The organism is Agrobacterium sp. LY4 (assembly GCF_001526585.1).
GTDB classification, from domain to species: domain Bacteria; phylum Pseudomonadota; class Alphaproteobacteria; order Rhizobiales; family Rhizobiaceae; genus Agrobacterium; species Agrobacterium leguminum.
In genome coordinates, this window is the sequence record NZ_ASYA01000033.1 from 45,956 (window position 1) to 66,589 (window position 20,634).

The following is a 20,634-nucleotide window of genomic DNA, read 5'->3' on the forward strand; positions in this document are numbered from 1 at the left end:
TATGCTGCGGTATATTTTAAAGCGCATCCTCGTCATGATCCCCACGCTGATCCTGATCTCGATGCTGGTTTTCACCATCATCGAGCTGCCGCCGGGCGATTATTTCGAAAGCTATGTCGCCGAGCTGCGCGCCATGGGCGAGACGGCGAACCTTGCCGAAATCGAGGAGCTGCGCGTCCGTTACGGTTTCGACCAGCCGGCACCGATTCGCTATTTCCGCTGGGCGACCGGTATGCTGGTCGGCGATTTCGGTTATTCCTTCGAATATCAGCTGCCGGTCAGCGATGTGGTGGGAGACCGCCTGTGGCTGACGGTGCTCGTCTCCTTCGTCACAATCATCGTCACCTGGCTTATCGCCTTCCCGATCGGCATCTACTCCGCCACGCATAAATACAGCTGGGGCGATTACGGGCTCACCTTCCTCGGCCTGCTCGGCATCGCCATTCCCAACTTCATGCTGGCGCTGATCCTGATGTATTTCGCCAATATCTGGTTCGGCATCTCCATCGGCCATTTGATGGATCGGGAATATCTGAACCAGGCGATGAGCTGGGCGAAGTTCAAGTCGATCCTCGAACATATCTGGATCCCCGTCCTCATCATCGGAACGGCGGGCACCGCCGGCATGATCCGCCGCCTGCGCGCCAATCTGCTCGATGAATTGCAGAAACAATATGTGGTCACCGCCCGCGCCAAGGGGCTGCACCCCTTCAAGGTGCTCACCAAATATCCGCTGCGCATGGCGCTGAATTTCTTCATCTCGGACATCGGCTCGATCCTGCCGGCCATCATATCAGGCGCGGAAATCACCGCCGTCGTGCTGTCGCTCGAAACCACCGGTCCCATGCTCATCAGGGCGTTGCAGAGCCAGGACATGTATCTGGCTGGCTCATTCCTGATGTTCCTCGCTTTCCTGACGGTGATCGGCGTTCTGGTGTCGGATATCGCCCTTGCCATACTCGACCCGCGAATCCGCTTCGGAGGTGGTAACGTCAAATGACCTCATCCATTCCGAAACCCGGCGAAGCGCTGCCCCATTACGTCTCGACCGCGCCCTTCGACCCGTCGCTGGTCGAACCCAACACGTCAGGAATGGCGGCCTTCAGCAAGGCCTCGCAGCTCCGCCTCATGTGGTGGCAGTTCCGTCAGCACAAGATTGCGGTGTGGTCCGGCGCCTTTCTGGTGGTGCTTTATCTTTCGATCCTGATCTGCGAGTTCCTGGCACCCTATAATCTCCACACCCGCAATATCGAGCATATCTACGCCCCGCCGCAGGCTATTCACCTGTTCAATGACGGAAAATTTGTCGGCCCCTTCGTTTATGGCCGGGAAATGACACTCGACATGGATAATCTGAGACGCGTCTACCGGGATGTGCCGACGGATATCCAGCCGCTGCGTTTCTTCTGCAAAGGCGATACCTACCGTTTCTGGGGCATGTTCGAGGGCAGAACCCATCTCGTCTGCCCGGCGGAGGGCGGTGAATTGTTCCTGCTCGGCACGGATCGTCTCGGCCGTGACGTGCTGTCCCGCATCATCTATGGCGCGCGCATTTCGCTGACCATCGGCCTTCTCGGCGTCGCCATGAGCTTCGTTCTCGGCATTGTGATCGGTGGTCTGGCGGGTTATCGCGGCGGCACATTCGATCTGATTGTCCAGCGCATCATCGAGGTGCTGCAATCCATCCCGAGCATTCCGCTTTGGCTGGCGCTTGCGGCGATCATGCCGGTGACCTGGAGCCCCATCCTTGTCTATCTCGGCATCACCATCATTCTCGGCATGCTGGACTGGACGGGCCTTGCACGCGCCGTGCGCTCGAAACTTCTGGCCCTTCGCGAAGAAGACTATGTCTTGTCTGCACAATTAATGGGTGCCAGCACGCCGCGCATCATCGGCAGGCACCTTATTCCCGGCTTCATGTCGCACTTGATCGCCTCGGCAACGCTGACGATACCGGGCATGATTCTCGGCGAAACCGCACTGAGCTTCCTCGGCCTCGGTCTCAGACCGCCGATCACAAGTTGGGGAATTCTGCTCACGGAGGCGCGCAGCGTCAGCGTCATTGCGCTATATCCATGGCTTCTCATCCCGACGATCCCGGTCGTTCTCGTCATTCTGGCCTTTAATTTCTTCGGCGACGGACTACGTGATGCTGCGGATCCCTTCAGATAAAATGGAACACCCTTTGATAAACTGCCCTTCCGCCATCGCCTTTTTTGTGAAAGGCAAAAAGAGGTGTGGCCCATGACCTCCCGTTTGAACGACGCGCGTATCCTGATGTACAGCCACGATTCCTTCGGGCTCGGGCATCTGCGGCGGTGTCGCACCATCGCGCATGCTCTGGTGGAGGATTATCGCGGCCTCAACGTCCTCATCATTTCAGGCGCGACGATTGCCGGCGCCTTCGATTACCGCGCCCGCGTCGATTTCGTGAAAATCCCGAGCGTCATCAAGCTGCGCAACGGCGAATATACGTCCATGGACAGGCATATCGATCTTCAGGAAACCTTGAAGATGCGCCGCTCCATCATCTACCACACCGCCGAAAGCTTCCAGCCGGATATCTTCATCGTCGACAAGGAGCCCATGGGCCTGCGCGGCGAGGTGGAGGAAACGCTCGCCTATCTCAAGGGACAGGGCACCAAGCTCGTCATCGGCCTGCGCGACGTCATGGATGCGCCGCAGCTGCTCGAAGCGGAGTGGAAGCGCAATAATGTCATGACCAAGATCGGCCAGTTCTATGACCACGTCTGGATTTATGGCCCACCCGATTTCCACGATCCGCTGACGGGGCTCGACGTTCCGCACACCGTGCGCGACAAGATGGATTTCGTCGGTTTCCTGCAAAGATCGAAGACGCAGGCCGAAACCGTATCGCATCGGCCGGAAGGCGATTACCTTCTCGTCACCACCGGCGGCGGCGGCGATGGCAGCGAATTGATCGACGACGTCATCAACGCCTATCGCCATGACAGCGAACTGACGCACAAGGCGCTTGTGGTGCTCGGCCCCTATATGCCGGCGGATCAGCGTCAGCGCTTCATGAGCAGTGTTGCCGATATTCCGCATATCGAAATCATCGAATTCGACAACCGCATGGAAGATCTCGTCGCCGGCGCGCAGGCCGTCGTCTCCATGGGCGGATACAACACCGTCTGCGAGATATTGTCCTTCGACAAACCCGCCCTCGTCGTGCCGCGCACGGTGCCGCGCGAAGAGCAGCTTATCCGCGCCAGCCGCGCGTCGGAGCTTGGCCTTTTCGACATGCTTCTGCCGGAAGATGCCGAAAACCCGGCAAAAATGGCGGCAGCTCTGAAGTCGCTGCCGAACCGGGCGCCGCCCTCCGTCAATGCGCGCGGACTGAAGCTGGACGGTCTGGAAAACATATCGCGCCGGATAGCCGAATGGCTGCCGCCCGAGGGCGACAAGGCGCCGATCACGCTAACCGCGTGACCGGTTCCCCGACAAACACCGCTTCAAAAGAGACACGCGCAACGTGACCGATACAAAAAAAATCGTGGTGCTCCTCAAGGGCTATCCGCGCCTGTCCGAGACTTTCATCGCCCAGGAGCTTCTAGGACTGGAAAAGGCCGGGCTAAAACTCGAACTCATGTCGATGCGCCGGCCCACGGACAAGAAGCGCCACCCCGTTCACGATGAAATCCGCGCGCCCGTCACATATCTGCCGGAATATCTGCACGAGGAGCCGCTGCGGGTTTTGAAGGCGCTTTGGGCCTGCCGCAGGAAGCCGGGCTTCACCAAGGCGCTCCGCCGCTTTTTCAACGACCTGCCGCATGATCTCAGCCGCAATCGCTTCCGCCGTTTCGGGCAGGCTGCCGTGCTCGCGCATGAATGGCCGGCGGATGCCGAATGGCTGCATGTCCATTTCATCCATACGCCCGCCTCGGTCGCCGCCTATACCCACCTCATTACCGGCACGCCCTGGACGATTTCGGCCCACGCCAAGGACATCTGGACCTCGAACGACCGCGACCTTGCCGCCAAGCTGCAAAGCGCCCGCTGGGCCGTGACCTGCACTGCCGGCGGCTTTCGGCATCTGCAGACCCTTTCCGGGTCAAGGCAGAATGTGCATCTGAGCTATCACGGCCTTGACCTCACCCGTTTCCCGCATTTCGACACGCCACGACCGGCAAGAGACGGTTCAGATGCCGATGATCCGGTCAGGATTTTGAGCGTCGGCCGGGCGGTCAAGAAAAAGGGCATCGATATTCTCCTGCGTGCGCTCGCCTCGCTGCCGCAGGATATCCATTGGCGCTTCACCCATATCGGCGGCGGCGATGAACTGGCCGCACTGAAGAAACTCGCTGACGAACTCGGCGTCGCCGACAGGATCGTCTGGACCGGCGCCATGGACCAGAAGCAGGTGCTGGAGAACTACCGGGAAGCGGACCTTTTCGCCCTTGCCTGCCGCATCACCAGCGATGGCGACCGCGACGGCCTGCCAAATGTGCTGGTCGAGGCCGCGAGCCAGGCGCTGACCTGCATCTCCACCAATATTTCCGGCATTCCGGAGTTCTTCGTCACCGGTGAAAACGGCCTGCTGACGGAACCGGAAAATCCGGCAGCCTTCGCAGATGCCCTGCGCACGGCCATCACCGATCCGCAATTGCGCCAGCGTCTTGGCAGTGCCGCCGAAAACCGTGTGCGCACCGCCTTCGACCATCGCACCAGCATTGTCGAGCTGAAGGCCCTGTTCGAGACCGAGTGGGAAAAAACGCCATGACCGATACGGAAAAACGCCCCTGCGTCTTCTTCTACGTCCAGCACCTTCTCGGCATCGGCCATATCGCCCGCGCCAGCCGCATTGCCAACGCCCTTCAGGCGAACGGTTTCGATGTCGTGCTGGTCACGGGCGGCACGCCGGTTCCGGGCTTTCCGGGCGAGGGCATCCGCCATGTCGAATTGCCGCCCATCGCCGTCAGCGACGGCAGCTTTGCCGGCCTGGTCGACAGTTCCGGCAAACCGGTGGATGACGACTTCAAGAGGCTGAGAACCGACATGCTGATCGGCGCCTATCACGGCGCCAAACCCGATATCGTTATCATCGAGGCATTCCCCTTCGGTCGCAGGCAGGTGCGTTTCGAATTGTTGCCGCTTCTCGATGAGATAGAAGACAGCGAACCACGCCCGCTCGTCATGGCGTCGCTGCGCGACATCTTGCAGGAAAAGACCAAACCGGGCCGGGACGAAGAGACCGTTTCACTGGTGAAGAAACATTTCGATGCGGTGCTCGTCCATGGCGATCCGGATTTCGCCCGGCTGGAAGACACCTTTCCCCTCGCAGGCGAGATCAGCCAGCGCATCGTCTATACCGGCCTCGTCGCCCCCCTTCCACCGCCGGAACCGGCGGAAAAATTCGATATCGTGGTTTCCGCAGGCGGCGGCGCCGTTGGGGCCGCACTCATACGGGCTGCTCTCGAGGCTGCCCCCCTGCTGGATGGCATCAAGAGCTGGTGCCTCGTGACCGGTCCCAACATGCCGCAGGCGGATTTCGATGCGATCTCGGCGCGGGCGGCGGGCAATGTGTCCGTCTTCCGTTTCCGCAAGGATTTCGCAAGTTTGCTCGCCGGCGCACGGCTTTCGATTTCACAGGCCGGTTACAACACCGTCTGCGATATTCTTCAGGCAAAATGCCGCTCGCTTCTGATACCCTTCGCAGCCGGAGGCGAAACCGAACAGAGCGCCCGCGCCGAACGGCTGGCGCGGCTGGGGCTGGCGCATGTGCTGGAGGAGAACGATATTTCGGCGCAAGCGATGGCCGATGCCATCAGGGCCGCATTGTCCTTGCCGGCACCCGGCACGATCACGCTCGATCTCGATGGCGCGGCCGGAACCGCTAGAGCGCTGCGCCGTCTCTACGATGAGCGGTGAGGATCGTCTTCAACTCGCGAACCGCCGCCTCATCGGTAACCTTGCGCCCTGCGCCCGTGAAACCGAGCTTCGCCACCCTGCTGTCGGGATCAAAGGATGGAACGGCGGAACAGGATGCGTGGATTTCCGTGATCGGAAAGCGATCCAGCAAGGTCTGAACGCTCTGCGGGCGCACGCCGGCACCGGGCATGATGACAATCCGGCCTGCCGCCATCTCGGATAGGTGGGCTAGAGCCTCAATCCCTTCAAGCGCCGAACGCGCCCCGCCTGAGGTGAGAATTCTTGGGAACCCCAATGCGATGGCGGCTTCCAGCGCCTCTTCCATGTCAGGCACGACATCGAAAGCCCGGTGCAGCGTCACATCCAGCCCGTCGGCATGACTGCGCAGCTCTTCAAGCAAGCCGATATCAAGCGAACCATCGCCACGCGATGCGCCGAGCACCACGCCGGAAAGGCCGGCAGCACGCGCCGCATCAATATCGCGTTTCATCACATCCGCTTCGTCGCGCGTGAACACGAAATCACCGGCGCGCGGCCTGATCATGACGCTCACCGGCAACCCACAGGACGTCGCGCGCTGCATGAAACCCGCCGATGGCGTCACACCGCCGCCCGAAAGCGCCGCGCAGAGCTCGATCCGATCGGCCCCACCGCTGACCGCCGCTTCCAGACCGGCGACATCGTCCACGCAAATTTCGAGAATCATCGTAACCTCTTTCATTTGGGTGGCCGTTACCTGCGGCGGCCCTTTCCATCAAGCGCGTAAAGCATATAAACGCCGCCGAGCCCCACGATCGCCCCCAATATGGAAGTCCCCGAATAGCTGGAGACCAGGGTTCCAACGGCAAAAATCAACGCACCCAGACCAGCACCGAGGAAGATGTTGACCGCAATCAGCGAGCTTCCGAGTCCCGGCCGGTCCGCGATCAGTTCCTGCAAGTAGGTAATTGGAATGCTGATGATCGCGGCGGCGCCCAGCGCACTGATGACCGTTTGGGCGTAGATATGCCACGACGCTGAAGCAAGCCCCTGCAGAATGAGATAGATGGCGTAAAGCCCCGCTCCCGCCGCAAGTGTCAGCGTCTGCGGAACCTTCTTCTCGATCCAGCCCCACAGGAGAATGAAGACGATTTCCAGCGCAGCGACGATACCCGCAACAATGCCGATATCCGCCACCGTGCCCCTCGCCTGTCCGGTTATGATGAGCGAGCGCACGGAATCGTTGAGATGCAGCATCGAGCAGATGAGCGCGATGGCGATGATCCGGAGCAGCACCCGCCGCGATCCGATTTCCGCAAGCGAGGCACGCAGGCCGAACCGCGCTTCGGTATTTGCCGATGCCGGCGTGGCGGCCCGCGGCAGGCAGAAGGCAACGAGCAGAAAGCAGACAAGCGCGCAGATGCCCGAAAACAGGAATGCCATCAGCATATTGCCGGAATTCACCAGAAAAACACCGACAATGCCCGGCACCAGCACCCAGGAAAGCGAGATGGTTGCCCGCATGATCGAATTCACCGCGATCATTTCACCCGTCGAAAGGTTGCGCGCATCGGCGCGCACATGGGCGAAGATCAACGAATTCATCGCTCCGAAAATCGGCAGAAGCACAAGCTTCGCGGCAACGAAGGCGGTGGCGTTGCCGGCCAGATAGACCAGCAGATAACCGCTGACACCGAAGAGCGCGATATAGAGCATTGGCTTGCGATATTCACCCAGCCTGTCTGCGACGATGCCCATCAACACGCTGGCGCTGACATTAATGACGGCGGCAAACAGCATCAGCAGCGAATAGACGCTGTTGCTCAGCCCGATTTCGCGAATACCGATGACCGCCTGATAGGGAGCGGTCGCCGCATTCGAAAACCCGAAGAACAGGATGGCGAGCGCCCCGATGCGGATCGACGGATTGTTGATGACGATGGAAAGAGCCGACGGCATGGATATTCGCCTGAGATGATCCGGCACCGCCGGATCGCTGGGTAAAAGCTACCGAACCGCTGTCATCGCCAGCGGGCCGAAAGGATGGGCTGAGGGGTATAATCGAAATGCGGCTTCCATGGGTAAAAATCGCCGTCCCGGCGGCGATTGGAAAGGTTTTCGATATCCTGATTGATGACCCCTTCCGTCAGCGCCATGAGGTTGGGATTGGCGATAGGCGCAAGCTCCGGTGAAAGATAACCGGACTTGACGACCAGCAGCCGCACCTCCTTCGGATTAAAGCCGAGACGGGTGAAATCGGAAATCATGTGATAAGGCCTGCGCCGCGCCGCCAGAATGACCGTGATGCCGCCGATGGCGACCACTGCCTGCCGCTGGTCAGCAGCACCTGGATCGTCCAGTTTCACAACGCGGGCCTCGACGGTCACGGACGGGCTCTGCGGATCGAGACTGCCGCCGATCTTCAGGGAAAGCGCAGCACCTTCGCCGGCCGCAAAACAGGCTTCGACCGCCGGCCTGTCGGTGATGCCGCCCAGCAGCGCACCCTGCCAGTTGCGCGCAATCAGTGCGACCAGAACATCGGCGCGATCGCCAACCCCGCCGCCGGTCGGGTTATCGCCAGAGTCGGCCAAGATGATCGGTCGCGTTGCCGTGTTCTCGGCGATATCCAGAATGGCCTCAAGCGGCTCGGTCACGGGGCCGAAACGAAAATCCTGCCGGGCATCCCAGTAGGATTGCGCGATCTCGGTCGCGACAGCCTGTGCGGCCGCTTTGTCCGTTCCCGTCACCACGGCGCAGGCCGTCGCCCGGGGTTCGTCCGCCCAGACGTAGCCGATCATGAAATTCGCATCCCAAATGCCGGGCCGCGCATCGTGATCCGGCAGAACGGCATAAAGGCTTTTGGTGGGTTCGTCTTCCGTGGAGGTCTTCTCCCCCGGCAGCAGAACGGGGATTTTCGCCCAAGCGACGCCGGGCTTTTCGCCCGTCTTCAGGGCCTTCAGCAACATCGTCCACGCCCGCACCATCGTCTCGCGCACATCGATATGCGGCGCAGTTCGATAGCCGGCAAATATGTCGAGCTGATCGATGATCGTCTGGCTGACATTGCCATGCAGATCATAGCTCGCAGAGACCACGACATCCGGCCCGACGACAGCGCGGGCGCTTGAAATCCAGTCACCTTCCGCATCGTCCATACCTTCGACATTCATCGCGCCGTGCATGGCGAGATAAAGCCCGTCCAGCGGCAGGCAGGCCTTAAGGCGTTCGAGAAACTCCGCCTTGAACGCCTCATAGGCCGCGCGCGAAACCGGTCCGCCCGGCACCGCCCGCGCATGCAGAAGCGGCAACACGTCCGCCCCGCCCCCGCCGAGGAAATTGAAATACTCGGCCTCCAGCAGTTCCGCGCCGCGAAAGACGCGGAAGTCCTGCTCGCCCATCAGCACCGGCGAATAGGTGCTGCATTCGGTATGAATTCCACCCACGGCAATACGCATGTCGGTTTCCCCTCAATAAACCGGGTTCAAGGGGACGATGGCCGCAAAACGCAGCCAGTCCTTTTGCGCCTTTGGCGTCCACGCCGCCTCGGCAATCGCCGGCAGACGGGGGAAAACCAGATGGTTGAAATAGGCGCGATTGAGGAAATGTTCGGACCAGATGCAGGCCTGAACGCCCTTCATCCGCTCCTTCAACTCCTCGGGAAATTCGCCGACGGCCTCATAGGCATAAGTATGCGAAGGCGGAACAGTGCCGGCCCAGCTTGCGCCCGGCTCCTGCCAGGCTTCATCCTGCACCATGTCCAGATAATAGGCCTGACCCGGCGTCATCACCACGTCGTAGCCCTGGCGCGCAAGCTCAAGTCCGACTTCCGGCTTCTGCCATGCCATCAGCAACGTTCCGGCCGGATCGACGCCGCCGCCATGGGAAACCTCATCCCAGCCGGCAAGCTGGCGGCCGCGCTCGTGCAACATCCCCTGAATACGTTTCATGAAATAGGACTGGATGCCGAAGGTGCCATCCAGCCCCTCCTTTTCCATCAGCGCCTTGGCAAGAGGCGAGGCGAGCCAAGACCCATCCGCAACCTCGTCGCCGCCAATATGGATCAGCCGCGACGGAAAGAGCTCAACCATCTCGTCGAATATCTTGCCGAGGAATTCATAGGTCGGCTCGATGGCCGGGTTGAGCGCGTTGTTCGGATATCCCTGCACAGAGCGATAGCTGTCCGGTGCCTCCTGCCCATCCGTCAGTTCCGGATAGGCGACAAGAGCCGCCGTGCTGTGGCCGGGAATATCGACTTCCGGCACGATTTCGACATTCAACGCGGCCGCATGCACAACGACCATGCGCACCTCATCCTGCGTGTAATAGCCGGACACCGGTTCGGCCCCGTTACCGAGCTGCGGCAGAAGTGGCGCATCCGGACCGCGTGTCGCGCCGACTGTGGTCAGCAGCGGATAGGCCTTGATTTCAAGACGCCACGCCTCATCATCCGTCAGGTGCCAGTGGAACCGGTTCATGCGCAGCCATGCGAGAATATCGATCAGCCGCACGACATCATCAGTCGGATAGAATTGCCGCGAGACATCCAGATGGCAGCCACGCCAGCTATAACGCGGCGCATCGCTGATGGTGCCGGCAACAGGGAAACGGAACTTGGGATCGATGCGCGCGCCATGCAGCAGCTGCGCCAGAACCGTCAAGCCATATTGCAGACCGGCAGCGGCCGAATATTCCACAACGACCGCGTCTTTCGAAAAGGTGATGCGATAGCCTTCGGCTTCCAGACCGCTATGCTGCTTGAAACGAAGCGGTTTTCCCTCATGAACCGGCGCGAGGCTGAAGGGCACGTGCCCGACGGCAAAAAGCCTGCGGAACAACGAAAGCACGGTTTCCACCGCAAGCACCTCTTCCGCGCCTGCATCTTCCGTGGGGAAGAGCGCGACGGGGAAGCCTTCGCCCGGTTCCGCATCGATTTCGGCAGGCCAGGGCTGGATGGAAAAGGGCAGATCGAGCTTGCCTTCAGGAAGCAGCACCGGTGCCGGCTCGCTGTGACGCCCATCCAGCATCAGGTCACCGACATCGACAGCGCGATGCGTTCCGTCGGCAAGGCTGACATAGGCGGATTTCGCGCCATCCGTGCGATGCCTTGCGGGCCGCAGCAGGCCATCGACGGTGAAGCGCCAGGATTTGCCGGGCTCCAGCACGAAGCCCGCCGGCGGTGCAAATTCATGGAAATTGGCGTTGCGGCGCAGGTAAACGGCATTGCCGCACACCGGCTTGTCCACCGTCCGCGTCAGCGACGTGTAAACGATACGGAAATCCTTCAGCGGTGCGCCGGAAAGATTGACGAGAGTGAAGGTAAAGCCGCCGGATGCGGACTCTGCGAGCGGATGCCAAGAATTTTCAAGACGATATTGTGCGAGCGCCATGATGCTCCCCTTTATTGCGCATTGGAACCGGTGAGACGGTTTTAATCAGTAGTGTTCGGATTGCGAGAAAGTCCGGGCAAGCGGTGCCTGCCCCGCCGTGAGACCACAATCAACCGGCAAGCACACGCCGCTGATGGCGGCGGCCTGCGGGCCGGCCAAGAAAGCAACCGCATTGGCCACATCTTCAGGTCGCACGATCCGCTGCAGCGGATACCAGTGCTTCGCCTCCTCGAAGACCTGAGGATTGACGGCGGCCCGCGCCTCCCATGCCTGCGTGCGCACAGTGCCCGGCGCAACGGCGTTGGAGCGGATGCCGAATTTGCCGTATTCGACGGCGATCAGCTTGGTCAGATGGATCAGCCCGGCCTTTGCCGCGCTATATGCAGGGTGGCCGAATACCGCCATGCCGTTGACGGAGGTGATGTTGACCACCGACCCCTGGGTACGCTTCAACGCCCCCTCGAAAGCCCTGAAGCAGAGAAACGGGGCTTCCAGATTGAGGATATTGTCCTTGCGCCATATGTCGGCGGTCGTGTCATGCAGGCTGACCGCCCTTGCGGCACCCGCATTGTTGACGAGGGTCGCGACATCACCCAGTTCCGCAACCTCGGCGGCCAGCCTCTCAAGGTCCTGCGGATCGGTGACATCGCAGGTTTTCGCAACGAAGCGGGGACCGGAAAGCAGGGATAGCGCGCCCGAAAGAGCGTCGGGATCGATATCGACCAACACTACCTTTGCATGGCTTTCAGCGAGCGCCGCAGCAATTGCCCGACCAATATCACCTGCCGCGCCGGTAACGACGGCGAGCTGGTCTTTCCTGTCCTTCATCTCCTACAACTCCCTTGAAGCTTTACGACCCGCCACAAAGCGAGGTCTCCGGCAAAGCAGCCTGTGTTTTTCGGCATACCGCCCTCAATCACCGAGCAATTGCTTGTCATCCGGGTCACGATGTTCCACGAGCTGCTGCTTGATATGACGCAACGTCACCATCGACCGTTGCCGTTGGTGATAGGCAGCAAGCGTCGCCAGAACATCGACGGCGGCCAGATAGGCGTAGCGCGATGAGGTGGGGCGGAAGATATTGTTTCCCTCGGGTACATTAACGGCCACCACCATATCCGCAGCCGCGGCAACAGGCGTGTCGCTCTGGGTGAGTGCAATGGTGGTAACCCCCATTTCCCGCGCCAGCCTGAAACATTTCACCAGTTCCATGTTGCGGCCGGAAAAGGACGAACCGATGATGACGTCTTCCTTGCGCGCAGCGGCGGTCATCATCAGCTGCATGCTGTGATCGGCGCTGGTCGAAACGCGCAGACCCAGGCGGAACAGCCGGTTCTGGATTTCCGAAGCGATCATCGAGGAATTGCCGCCCGCGCCGAAGGCGTAGATCATGCCGCTATTGGCGATCCTGATCGCGGCCTCATCGGCCAGAGCGGGATCGAGCGTCCTGTGCAGCAGGAAAAGCGCTTCCTGCGCCTTGGCAAGCACCTCCTCCGCGACATCGGAAGGGCCGGTGCTGGAGGGCTCGGAGGTAAGATATCGGATACCCACATAGGCCGTCTTGGCGAGGCTGACCTTGAAATCCGAAAAGCTCTGGCAGCCGAGACGCCGGCAGAACCGCGTCACCGTCGGCGGAGATACTTCGGCGCGGGCCGCAAGCTCGATGATCGAGGCATTGACGGCGAATTCGAAGTCCGAAACCAGAATATCGGCGATCCGCCGTTCCGATTGCGAGAACTGCCCCCTGTCTTCCTGTATCCTTGCGAAAATATCCATGTTCACCGGTCTCCGTTCCGCCAAAACTTAAGCCTTGGCTCCGTTACCGATGCACCCTAATAAAGCGCGCCCGTCAACCGCATAGCCCCCTGAATCGATCCTGTTTCGTCCCATTGACGACACGACGGACACCTCTGATTTGAAAATTATTTTCTCTGTTGATTGATAGATGAGCATATGCCAACAATCTTCACCAGAGAAAACTCCAAATCTTGAAAATAATTTCAAAAACGGACCCAAACCATGCGTGACCCCTTCAAAAACCCCTTTCCCGCAACGGACGTCGCCCGCCATTCTATCTGGGAGATGCTGGTAACGCGGGACATCGACGCATTCCTCGCTGCCGACTGGTCGAAGGTCGCGGATGATTTCGTTGAGGACGGCTTTCTCGGCATCAACGCCAACCGCGATGCGAACCCGGACAACTGGCGCCTGTCCTTCCCCTCGCTTACCGCCTATCGCGACGAATGGCTGCGGCAGGCGCAGGATTTTCAAACCCAGCAATTCGCAGAGAATCCGCGCGATGCGATCTTCACGACCACCACGCTGGAAGAAATCGAAGTGGAAGGCGAGACCGCGCTGGTCCGCAAGAAGTTCGACGGCGGGCTTCGCAAGGCCGATGGCAGCTTCGACGTCATGAAATGGCAGACGCTCTATTATTGCCGGCTGCATCAAGGCCGCTGGAAGATCAGCGGTTTCACCGGCTACATGCCCAATCCTATGCCGTGATCCAGCGGACATCTGGAAAAGCTTTGCACGCCGGGCCGAAAGCCCGGCGTTGTTTTTTCGTCTGGAAGGGGCGGAAAAATGCTGCCGGAGACGGATCGCGTCAGGAACAGCCGGGCATGGAAAAACAGATAACATGGCCCGGCTCCTGCGCCTTATTGGATCAGCTTGAGGACTGAAAGATCGACGCGCCGCTCCAGCGCAATGCCGCTTTCGTCAAACAAATGGCAATCCGATGCCTTGATACCGGTGACGATGGGCTCATCCACGACCACAGGAGCGGAGCCGGAAAGCAGCGCGCAATAATTCTCACCTGTCGGCGCGGCGCCATAGGCGATGGTATTGACCCCGAGCCGCTCGATCACGCTGGGCGCGACCGTGACATTGAGGTCGGCCGTTTCGAGGCCGGTATGTTCCGGGCGGATGCCGAGCGTCAGCTGCGCGCCTTCAAGACCGGCGCGGGGCTCCACCGGCACGGTGATCGTCTGGCCCTCATATTCCACCGTCACACCCTCGGCGCTGACGGATTTGCAGGTGACCTTCAGGAAATTCATCTTCGGGTTACCGATGAATCCTGCCACGAAGAGGTTAGCCGGCTTGTGATAAAGCTCGAGCGGCGCACCGACCTGGGCGATTTCGCCGGCATTCAGCACCACGATGCGGTCGGCCATGGTCATGGCTTCCACCTGATCGTGGGTGACATAGATCATCGTCGCCTTCAGCGTCCGGTGAAGATTGGTGAGTTCGATGCGCATATCGGCGCGAAGTGCTGCATCGAGGTTGGAAAGCGGCTCGTCGAACAGGAATATCTTCGGCTCGCGAACGATGGCGCGGCCGATCGCCACGCGCTGGCGCTGGCCGCCGGACAACATGCCGGGGCGCTGCTGCAGACGCTGATCGAGCTGGAGAATCTTGGCGACGCCCTCGACCTTCTGCTTGATCTTGTCCTCCTCCATCTTCTCGACGCGCAGCGGAAAAGCGATGTTTTCAAAAACCGTCATGTGCGGGTAGAGCGCATAGGACTGGAACACCATGGCGATACCGCGCTTGACCGGCGGCAAGTCATTGACCTTCACGCCATTGATGACGACGTCGCCACCGGAAATATCCTCAAGGCCCGCGATCATGCGCAGCAATGTGGATTTGCCACATCCCGAGGGACCGACAAAAACGACGAACTCGCCATCCCTGATGTCGAGCTGAACGCCCTTGATGACTTCGAAATGTCCATAGTTCTTGCGGACGTTGTTGAGATAAAGCTGACCCAAGACTTGCCTCTCCCGTCAGCGGCCGACATCTGGCCACGTTCAGAGATGTTCCGAAACAGGGGCAAAGCCACACCGGATCGGAACCGTTGAAAACAGGGGAAAGAGCATCCCGGAAGACGCAAGGCATTCCCACGGCGAAACTTGCCGGATGCGGACGGCCAGCGCCCGCATCCGTGCTCATGAAAGATTATTTATACTGCTCGAGAGCCGAAGCCGCTTTCTTCGCGGCATCTTCCGGTATTGCCTTGCCAGTGACGACAGACTGCACCATCTCGATCATCGTGTCCTGGAAACCCTTGTAGTCCGTGAAGAGCGGCTCGGGACCGCCATAGGCGATACCGTCGATCAGCGGCTTCCAGAAGGGATCCTTGGCGATGAATTCATCGACCTTCGGCGACGGACGCAGCGGGGTGAGGCCCGCGCCGCCCTGCAACTCGTATTCGCCCTGCGGGCCGGGAGAGGTGATGAATTTGGCGAATTCGGTCGCCTTTTCTTCCACGCCGGTTCCCTTGAAGATCGCAAGGCTGTCGGTGATGAGCAGCGTGCCGGGACCCTTTGCTTCCGGGCCAAGTGGCAGCGTGGCGATGCCCCAGTTGATCTTGGTTTCCTGCAGGCGTGTGGCGGCGCCCGAACCGGCCTGGATCATGCCGACCTTGCCATCGAGGAAGATGGCGCGGATTTCGTTCTGCTCATAGGCCGTCGGACCTTCGACGGAATAGGGCGTGATGTCCTTATAGGCCTTCAGCGCTGCAACAACCTGCGGGCTGTCGACGGTGATCTTGTCGCCGTCGATCACCTTGCCGTTGTTGGTGTAAACCCAGTGCATGAACTGGTGCATGGTATTGTCGAAGGTCTTGGCAGGCAGACCGTAACCGGCGATGCCTGTCTTTTCCTTGATCTGCTTGGCGAAAGCGATCTCTTCGGCCCAGGTCTTCGGCGGCGTTTCCGGATCGAGACCCGCCTGCTTGAACAGGTCCTTGTTCCAGTAAAGCGCCTTGGTCGAGAAGGCGACCGGCACGCCCCACTGCGTGTCCTCGAAGGTCACAGTGTCGACGATGTTGGGGTAATAGCTCTTCTTTTCGTCTTCGGTCATCGGCACCGGAACGATGAGATCGTTCTGCGCGAACTGCTTCAGCGTGCGCGAACCGACATAGGCCATGGCGACCGGGGTGCCGGCAGCGGCGAGCGTGGTCGCCTTGTCCTGGCACTGGGCCCAGCCGACGACCTCAGGCACGACCTTCCAGCCCTCGTTCTTGCCTTCCCATTCCTTGATGTATTTCTCATGGATGGGGTCCATCTTGTCGCCGCAATAGATCCAGCTGATCTCCTTGTCGGCCGCGTGCGCCGTCACCGTCGTAAGGGCAGTGGAACCGGCAAATGCGAAAGCGCAGAGCGCCAATCCGTAATGTTTCAGTGCCATAGGTAGTCTCCCGTTTTGGTGGTCGTTCCGGTTGTTGATTATTTCACCGCGCCGGCGGTAAGGCCGCTGACGAGATATCGTTGCATGAAGAAGATCACGACCATGGCCGGCGCAATGCCGACGAAGCTGGCCGCCATCAACTCATTCCAGATGACTTCCTGGCGACCGAAATAGGCGAAGAGGCCGATGGGCAGCGGCATATATTCGGTCTTGGAATTGAAGGTGAGCGCGAAAATGAACTGCTGGGCATAGGCGCCGATGAAGGTGGTGATGGAGACCACTGCGATGCCCGGCATCGCCAGCGGCAGGATCACCCGGCGGAAGGTATAGAAATAGCTCGCACCGTCCACATAGGCCGCCTCTTCCAGTTCCCGCGGAATACGCAGCATATAGGTGCGCAACAGCCAGATGGCGGTGGGGATCAGGAAGGCCGCGCCGGGAATGATCATCGCCAGATAGGTGTTCAGCACACCCATGTTGCGCATCAGCCGGTAAAGCGGGATCAGAAGCACCGCGCCCGAAAACATGTTGATCGCCAGGAATGCGCCGAGCAACTGCCCACGTCCACGAAACTCGAAACGGGCGAAAGCATAGGAGGCCGGCACCACCAGGATGAGGACGATGATGGTCGAAATGGTGGAGATGAAGAAGGAGTTGAAAACGTAGCGGGCAAAGCCCGGAACGCTGACCCACATGGTCCGATAAGCCTCGAAGGAACCGTTTTCCGGCCAGAACTTGTAGGGCGAGGAGAAAAGCAGGCTGAGCGGCTTCAGGGAAACCAGAAATCCTTCCACGAAGGGCGCCAGCACGAAGGTCAGGAACACGGCGATGCCGCAATAGATCCCGACGATTTCATACCACCTGTAGCGGTTGATCATCGCATTCTTGTCGCTCATCGGCTGGCCTCCTGCGAGATGCGGCTGGTGATGCGGAAGTAGAAATAGGTGAAGATCGACAGGAAGATGCAGATCAGCACGGCGCGCGCAGCACCTTCACCGTATTTGTAGGAGCCGATCGCCGTCTTGTACGTGTCGATGATCATGGTCGTGGTCTGGCCGGTCGGACCGCCCTGCGTCAGGATCCAGATGATATCGAAGGAATTGAAGGTCGAAATCAGCGAGATCATCGACATGGTAATCATGGCCGGCAGCATCAGCGGCAGCGTGATACGGCGGAAGCGGTAGAAGCGGCTTGCCCCGTCTGTCCACGCGGCCTCGTAGAGATCCTGCGGAATGGCCTGAATGGCCGCCAGCAGATAAAGCGTCACCATCGGCACGCCAATCCAGACGTCGGTGACGATCGTTGCCCAGAAGGCCGTTCTGCCATAGGCGAGGAACGCAACCGGACCATCCACCAGGCCGAGGTTCTGGAGCACCCCGGAAATCATGCCGAACTGGCCGTTATACATCCAGCCCCACATGAAGATGCCGATAGCCATCGGCACGATCCATGGCGGCATGGTCAGGATACGGAACAGCGCCCGGCCGGGCACGGCCGAATTCAGCAAGACCGCACCGAATGTGCCGATGATCATCTTTATCGAGACGGAAAAGAACGTCCAGATAAAGGTCCGCGTGATGACATCGGCAAAAGTCGCGTTGAAAATCTTCTCGTAATTGATGAAGCCGACCCAATTCGTCGTTTTTCTAAGCGACGCATCGGTAAAGGACAGGATGAAGGTATCGACGAGCGGATAAGCAACGATAACCGTGATGTATAAAAGCGCCGGCAGAAGAAGAAGCCAGGCAAAGACGACCGCGCTGCGTTTCGCATCCATCGCGCCGCCCCCTCAAGCCGATTTCACAGCGGGGGATTTCGGCTGCCCGTGCAGCGCCAGATCGTATTCCTCCCACACCGGCTTGAGATCGATCACTTTACGGCCATGGCGCGCTTCGTCCATGGCAAGCGCCAGAATACCGGCCTCGATCGCATCGAGTGCGGAAACCGGAAGGGCCGCACCCTTGACGATATGGGCGATGACGTCCTCGGCCATCTGCTCGTCCGCCCCGTAATGCTGCGAGAGCGCGGTCGCCGCCGAATAGGTCTTGGCCACGGTCTTTTCATTGGTCCGGGCATTGTGCACGTTCAGGAAGCCGCGCACGAAATCGCCCTCGGCCATGCCCTTGGCGCCGATGACGCAGAAACGGCGGAAATCGTCGGGAACGTTGAGATTGGTATGGAAGGCGAGCGATGCGCCGTTCTCATATTCGACGATCGCCGTCTGGTAATCGATGATGTCGCCGTCGCTGTCGAAGACCTTGTCGGAGCCCATCCAGCCGCTCGGCTTGCGATGGTACACCTCCATGTCGTTGATGCCGTCATGCTGCGGCGCGTTTGCCGGCGTGAAGCTCTTGCGCCCGCCGAAGCTCGAGACGAAACGCGGCCGCGCACCGACCACGCCATTATAGAGATCGAGGTCGTGGCAGCATTTTTCCAGCATGAAGGAGCCGGAATAATTCTCGTAACGCCGCCAGTCGCGCATGAAGAATGCGCCGTGATAGGGCGGGATATGCTCCGAGGCTTCGATGGAAACGACATCGCCCAGCTTGCCTTCCGCCTGCGCAGCGCGCAGATCGCGGTAGAGCGGGGAATAACGCAAAACCAGACCGACGAGGAGCCGTTCGTGACCGTGCTTGTTGAGCAGCCGGGCAAGCTCGAGGCTTTCCTCGATGCTGACGACGATGGGTTTTTCCGAGAAGATGGTGCAGCCGGCCTCAAGCCCGATACGGATATGCTCCAGATGCATGTGGTTCGGTGAGCCGATCATGAAGAGATCGAATTTTTCGTTTGCGATCAGCGCCTCGGGACTATCGTAAGCCTTACCGGCCGAAATGCCCTTTTCCTGCAGGCCCGGCAGGCCCGCCGGCGCGGGATCGACGTAACCGACGATCTCGAAATCCTTGTCGATCTCATGAAAAACGTAGCCCAGATAACCGAGACGGAATCCGAGTCCGATAATTCCCACCCTCATGAACTTTGTTCCCTGTTCATTCGTAATTCATTTTCGCAGAAGCGACCATTTCTGTGCTGGCCATCCAGTTATCTGCGATAATTTCCTGCCACGATGAAATTAATTTTCACAACGGTCAAGCTAAATTCGATTTCGCAAACGCTGCGCGAGTCGGAAACCGATTTTCCCTGCGAGACGGATGCGAAACGGATCGCCGCCGACCACCGACGCAAAAAAACAATACCAAAAAAATGCCAATCGTCCAGAGCAATTCCGTTATCGAGAAAATTTTTTTGGTTAATGCGAAAATATCAAGCATGTAGCCTTATTATTCGGCAAAATATCGAAAAAACCACCGATTAATCGTACAAATCTAGCAATGGTTCTATTTTGGTATTGCCGATTGCGTGGCATATGATATAGCCAGAGCCGGCCATATCGCCGACCACATGGATCGTGACAGAGGTTATGGATGAACGGGGCAGCGCTTAATCTGGACGACCTGCAATCAGGCGGCGGCCCGCTTTACCTGAAACTGCGCCAGACGATTGAAGACGCCATCAATGGCGGCCGCCTGAAGCATGGCGACGCCTTGCCGCCGGAGCGGGATATCGCCGAAAGCGCCTGCGTCAGCCGCGTCACGGTGCGCAAGGCGGTGGACGATCTCGTCCGCGACGGCCTTCTCGTTCGCCGGCACGGTTCGGGTACTTTCGTCGTCAAGCCCATCACCCGCATGCAGCAGCCCCTGACCAAACTCACCTCGTTTACCGAGGACATGCGCCGGCGTGGAATGACGGCGAGCACCCGCTGGCTAGACAGAGGCCTGTTCCACCCGACCGGCGACGAGATGATGGCGCTCGGCCTTTCCCAATCCGCCATGGTGGCGCGGCTCACGCGTCTGCGTCTAGCCAATGACCAGCCAATCGCACTCGAAGTCACCAGCCTGCCGGGCGATATCCTGCCTGACCCGCAACTGGTGGAAAACTCGCTTTATCTGGAGCTCGAGAAAAACGGCATTCGCCCGGTGCGCGCCATTCAGCGCATCTCCGCCCGTAACCTCACCGATGAGGAAACATTGCTGCTTGGGGTTCCGCCGGGTTCGGCAGCGCTTTCCGTTCAGCGAATGGCCTATCTGGAAAGCGGGCGCCTCATGGAAATATCCCGCGCGCTGTACCGCAGCGACGCCTATGACCTCGTCGCCGAACTGACGATGGGGCCCGAGTGACAAATCTCTTG

Annotated in this window: 18 protein-coding genes; 7 read left to right on the forward strand and 11 right to left on the reverse strand. The window is 59.7% G+C overall.

The genetic code is table 11. The features are described 5' to 3' along the window. The first annotated feature begins 1 nt into the window (after position 1). The 5 genes from L904_RS20470 (at position 2) to L904_RS20490 (ending at position 5,892) form a co-directional block, all read left to right on the forward strand. Positions 2 to 1,000 carry an ABC transporter permease gene (locus L904_RS20470; protein ID WP_003521288.1) on the forward strand — a complete coding sequence of 333 codons (999 nt, stop codon included), beginning with the start codon at positions 2 to 4 and terminating at the stop codon, positions 998 to 1,000. Continuing rightward, positions 997 to 2,172, forward strand: a complete 1,176-nt coding sequence (locus L904_RS20475) for an ABC transporter permease (protein WP_020808519.1) — start codon at positions 997 to 999, stop codon at positions 2,170 to 2,172. Before L904_RS20470 ends, L904_RS20475 begins: the two co-directional genes overlap by 4 nt. 72 nt (positions 2,173 to 2,244) lie before the next feature. Further along, positions 2,245 to 3,453, forward strand: coding sequence for a glycosyltransferase family protein (locus L904_RS20480; RefSeq protein ID WP_020808520.1), 1,209 nt, complete (start codon positions 2,245 to 2,247; stop codon positions 3,451 to 3,453). 43 nt (positions 3,454 to 3,496) lie between these two features. Then, positions 3,497 to 4,744, forward strand: coding sequence for a glycosyltransferase (locus L904_RS20485; protein WP_020808521.1), 1,248 nt, complete (start codon positions 3,497 to 3,499; stop codon positions 4,742 to 4,744). After that, positions 4,741 to 5,892 (forward strand): glycosyltransferase family protein, encoded by a 1,152-nt coding sequence (locus L904_RS20490; protein ID WP_020808522.1) that lies wholly within the window; start codon positions 4,741 to 4,743, stop codon positions 5,890 to 5,892. Before L904_RS20485 ends, L904_RS20490 begins: the two co-directional genes overlap by 4 nt. Here L904_RS20490 and L904_RS20495 read toward each other — a convergent pair. The 6 genes from L904_RS20495 to L904_RS20520 form a co-directional block, all read right to left on the reverse strand. Beyond that, positions 5,858 to 6,598, reverse strand: a complete 741-nt coding sequence (locus L904_RS20495; protein WP_031233341.1) for a copper homeostasis protein CutC — start codon at positions 6,596 to 6,598, stop codon at positions 5,858 to 5,860. The two genes, L904_RS20490 and L904_RS20495, sit on opposite strands and share 35 nt — an antisense overlap. A 26-nt stretch (positions 6,599 to 6,624) precedes the next feature. Continuing rightward, positions 6,625 to 7,830, reverse strand: coding sequence for an MFS transporter (locus tag L904_RS20500; RefSeq protein ID WP_020808524.1), 1,206 nt, complete (start codon positions 7,828 to 7,830; stop codon positions 6,625 to 6,627). Between the two features lie 62 nt (positions 7,831 to 7,892). Next, positions 7,893 to 9,326, reverse strand: a complete 1,434-nt coding sequence (locus L904_RS20505) for a M81 family metallopeptidase (protein ID WP_020808525.1) — start codon at positions 9,324 to 9,326, stop codon at positions 7,893 to 7,895. 12 nt (positions 9,327 to 9,338) lie between these two features. Next, a complete protein-coding gene (locus tag L904_RS20510) occupies positions 9,339 to 11,258 on the reverse strand; it encodes a beta-N-acetylhexosaminidase (protein WP_035264432.1) in 1,920 nt (639 codons plus the stop codon). 45 nt (positions 11,259 to 11,303) lie between these two features. Next, on the reverse strand, positions 11,304 to 12,086 hold the full coding sequence (locus tag L904_RS20515; protein WP_035264434.1) for an SDR family oxidoreductase: 783 nt from the start codon (positions 12,084 to 12,086) through the stop codon (positions 11,304 to 11,306). An 84-nt stretch (positions 12,087 to 12,170) separates the two neighbouring features. Next, positions 12,171 to 13,034, reverse strand: coding sequence for a MurR/RpiR family transcriptional regulator (locus L904_RS20520; RefSeq protein WP_003504906.1), 864 nt, complete (start codon positions 13,032 to 13,034; stop codon positions 12,171 to 12,173). Positions 13,035 to 13,277: 243 nt separating this feature from the next. On the opposite strand from L904_RS20520, the gene L904_RS20525 reads away from it, so the two are divergent. Continuing rightward, positions 13,278 to 13,763 carry a hypothetical protein gene (locus L904_RS20525; RefSeq protein ID WP_003504908.1) on the forward strand — a complete coding sequence of 162 codons (486 nt, stop codon included), beginning with the start codon at positions 13,278 to 13,280 and terminating at the stop codon, positions 13,761 to 13,763. A gap of 152 nt (positions 13,764 to 13,915) precedes the next feature. Here L904_RS20525 and L904_RS20530 read toward each other — a convergent pair whose 3' ends face one another. The 5 genes from L904_RS20530 to L904_RS20550 form a co-directional block, all read right to left on the reverse strand. Then, entirely contained in the window at positions 13,916 to 15,028 is a 1,113-nt protein-coding gene (locus L904_RS20530; protein WP_020809503.1) for an ABC transporter ATP-binding protein, read from the reverse strand. A gap of 187 nt (positions 15,029 to 15,215) precedes the next feature. Then, on the reverse strand, positions 15,216 to 16,448 hold the full coding sequence (locus L904_RS20535; RefSeq protein ID WP_020809502.1) for an extracellular solute-binding protein: 1,233 nt from the start codon (positions 16,446 to 16,448) through the stop codon (positions 15,216 to 15,218). Between the two features lie 38 nt (positions 16,449 to 16,486). After that, positions 16,487 to 17,344 carry a carbohydrate ABC transporter permease gene (locus L904_RS20540; protein ID WP_020809501.1) on the reverse strand — a complete coding sequence of 286 codons (858 nt, stop codon included), beginning with the start codon at positions 17,342 to 17,344 and terminating at the stop codon, positions 16,487 to 16,489. Continuing rightward, on the reverse strand, positions 17,341 to 18,225 hold the full coding sequence (locus L904_RS20545) for a carbohydrate ABC transporter permease (protein WP_003521273.1): 885 nt from the start codon (positions 18,223 to 18,225) through the stop codon (positions 17,341 to 17,343). Before L904_RS20545 ends, L904_RS20540 begins: the two co-directional genes overlap by 4 nt. A gap of 12 nt (positions 18,226 to 18,237) precedes the next feature. Then, positions 18,238 to 19,419 (reverse strand): Gfo/Idh/MocA family protein, encoded by a 1,182-nt coding sequence (locus tag L904_RS20550; protein WP_035264437.1) that lies wholly within the window; start codon positions 19,417 to 19,419, stop codon positions 18,238 to 18,240. Positions 19,420 to 19,870: 451 nt separating this feature from the next. On the opposite strand from L904_RS20550, the gene L904_RS20555 reads away from it, so the two are divergent. Then, positions 19,871 to 20,623: a GntR family transcriptional regulator gene (locus L904_RS20555; protein ID WP_003521268.1), complete on the forward strand. Its 753-nt coding sequence runs from the start codon at positions 19,871 to 19,873 to the stop codon at positions 20,621 to 20,623. The last annotated feature ends 11 nt before the right edge of the window (positions 20,624 to 20,634 follow it).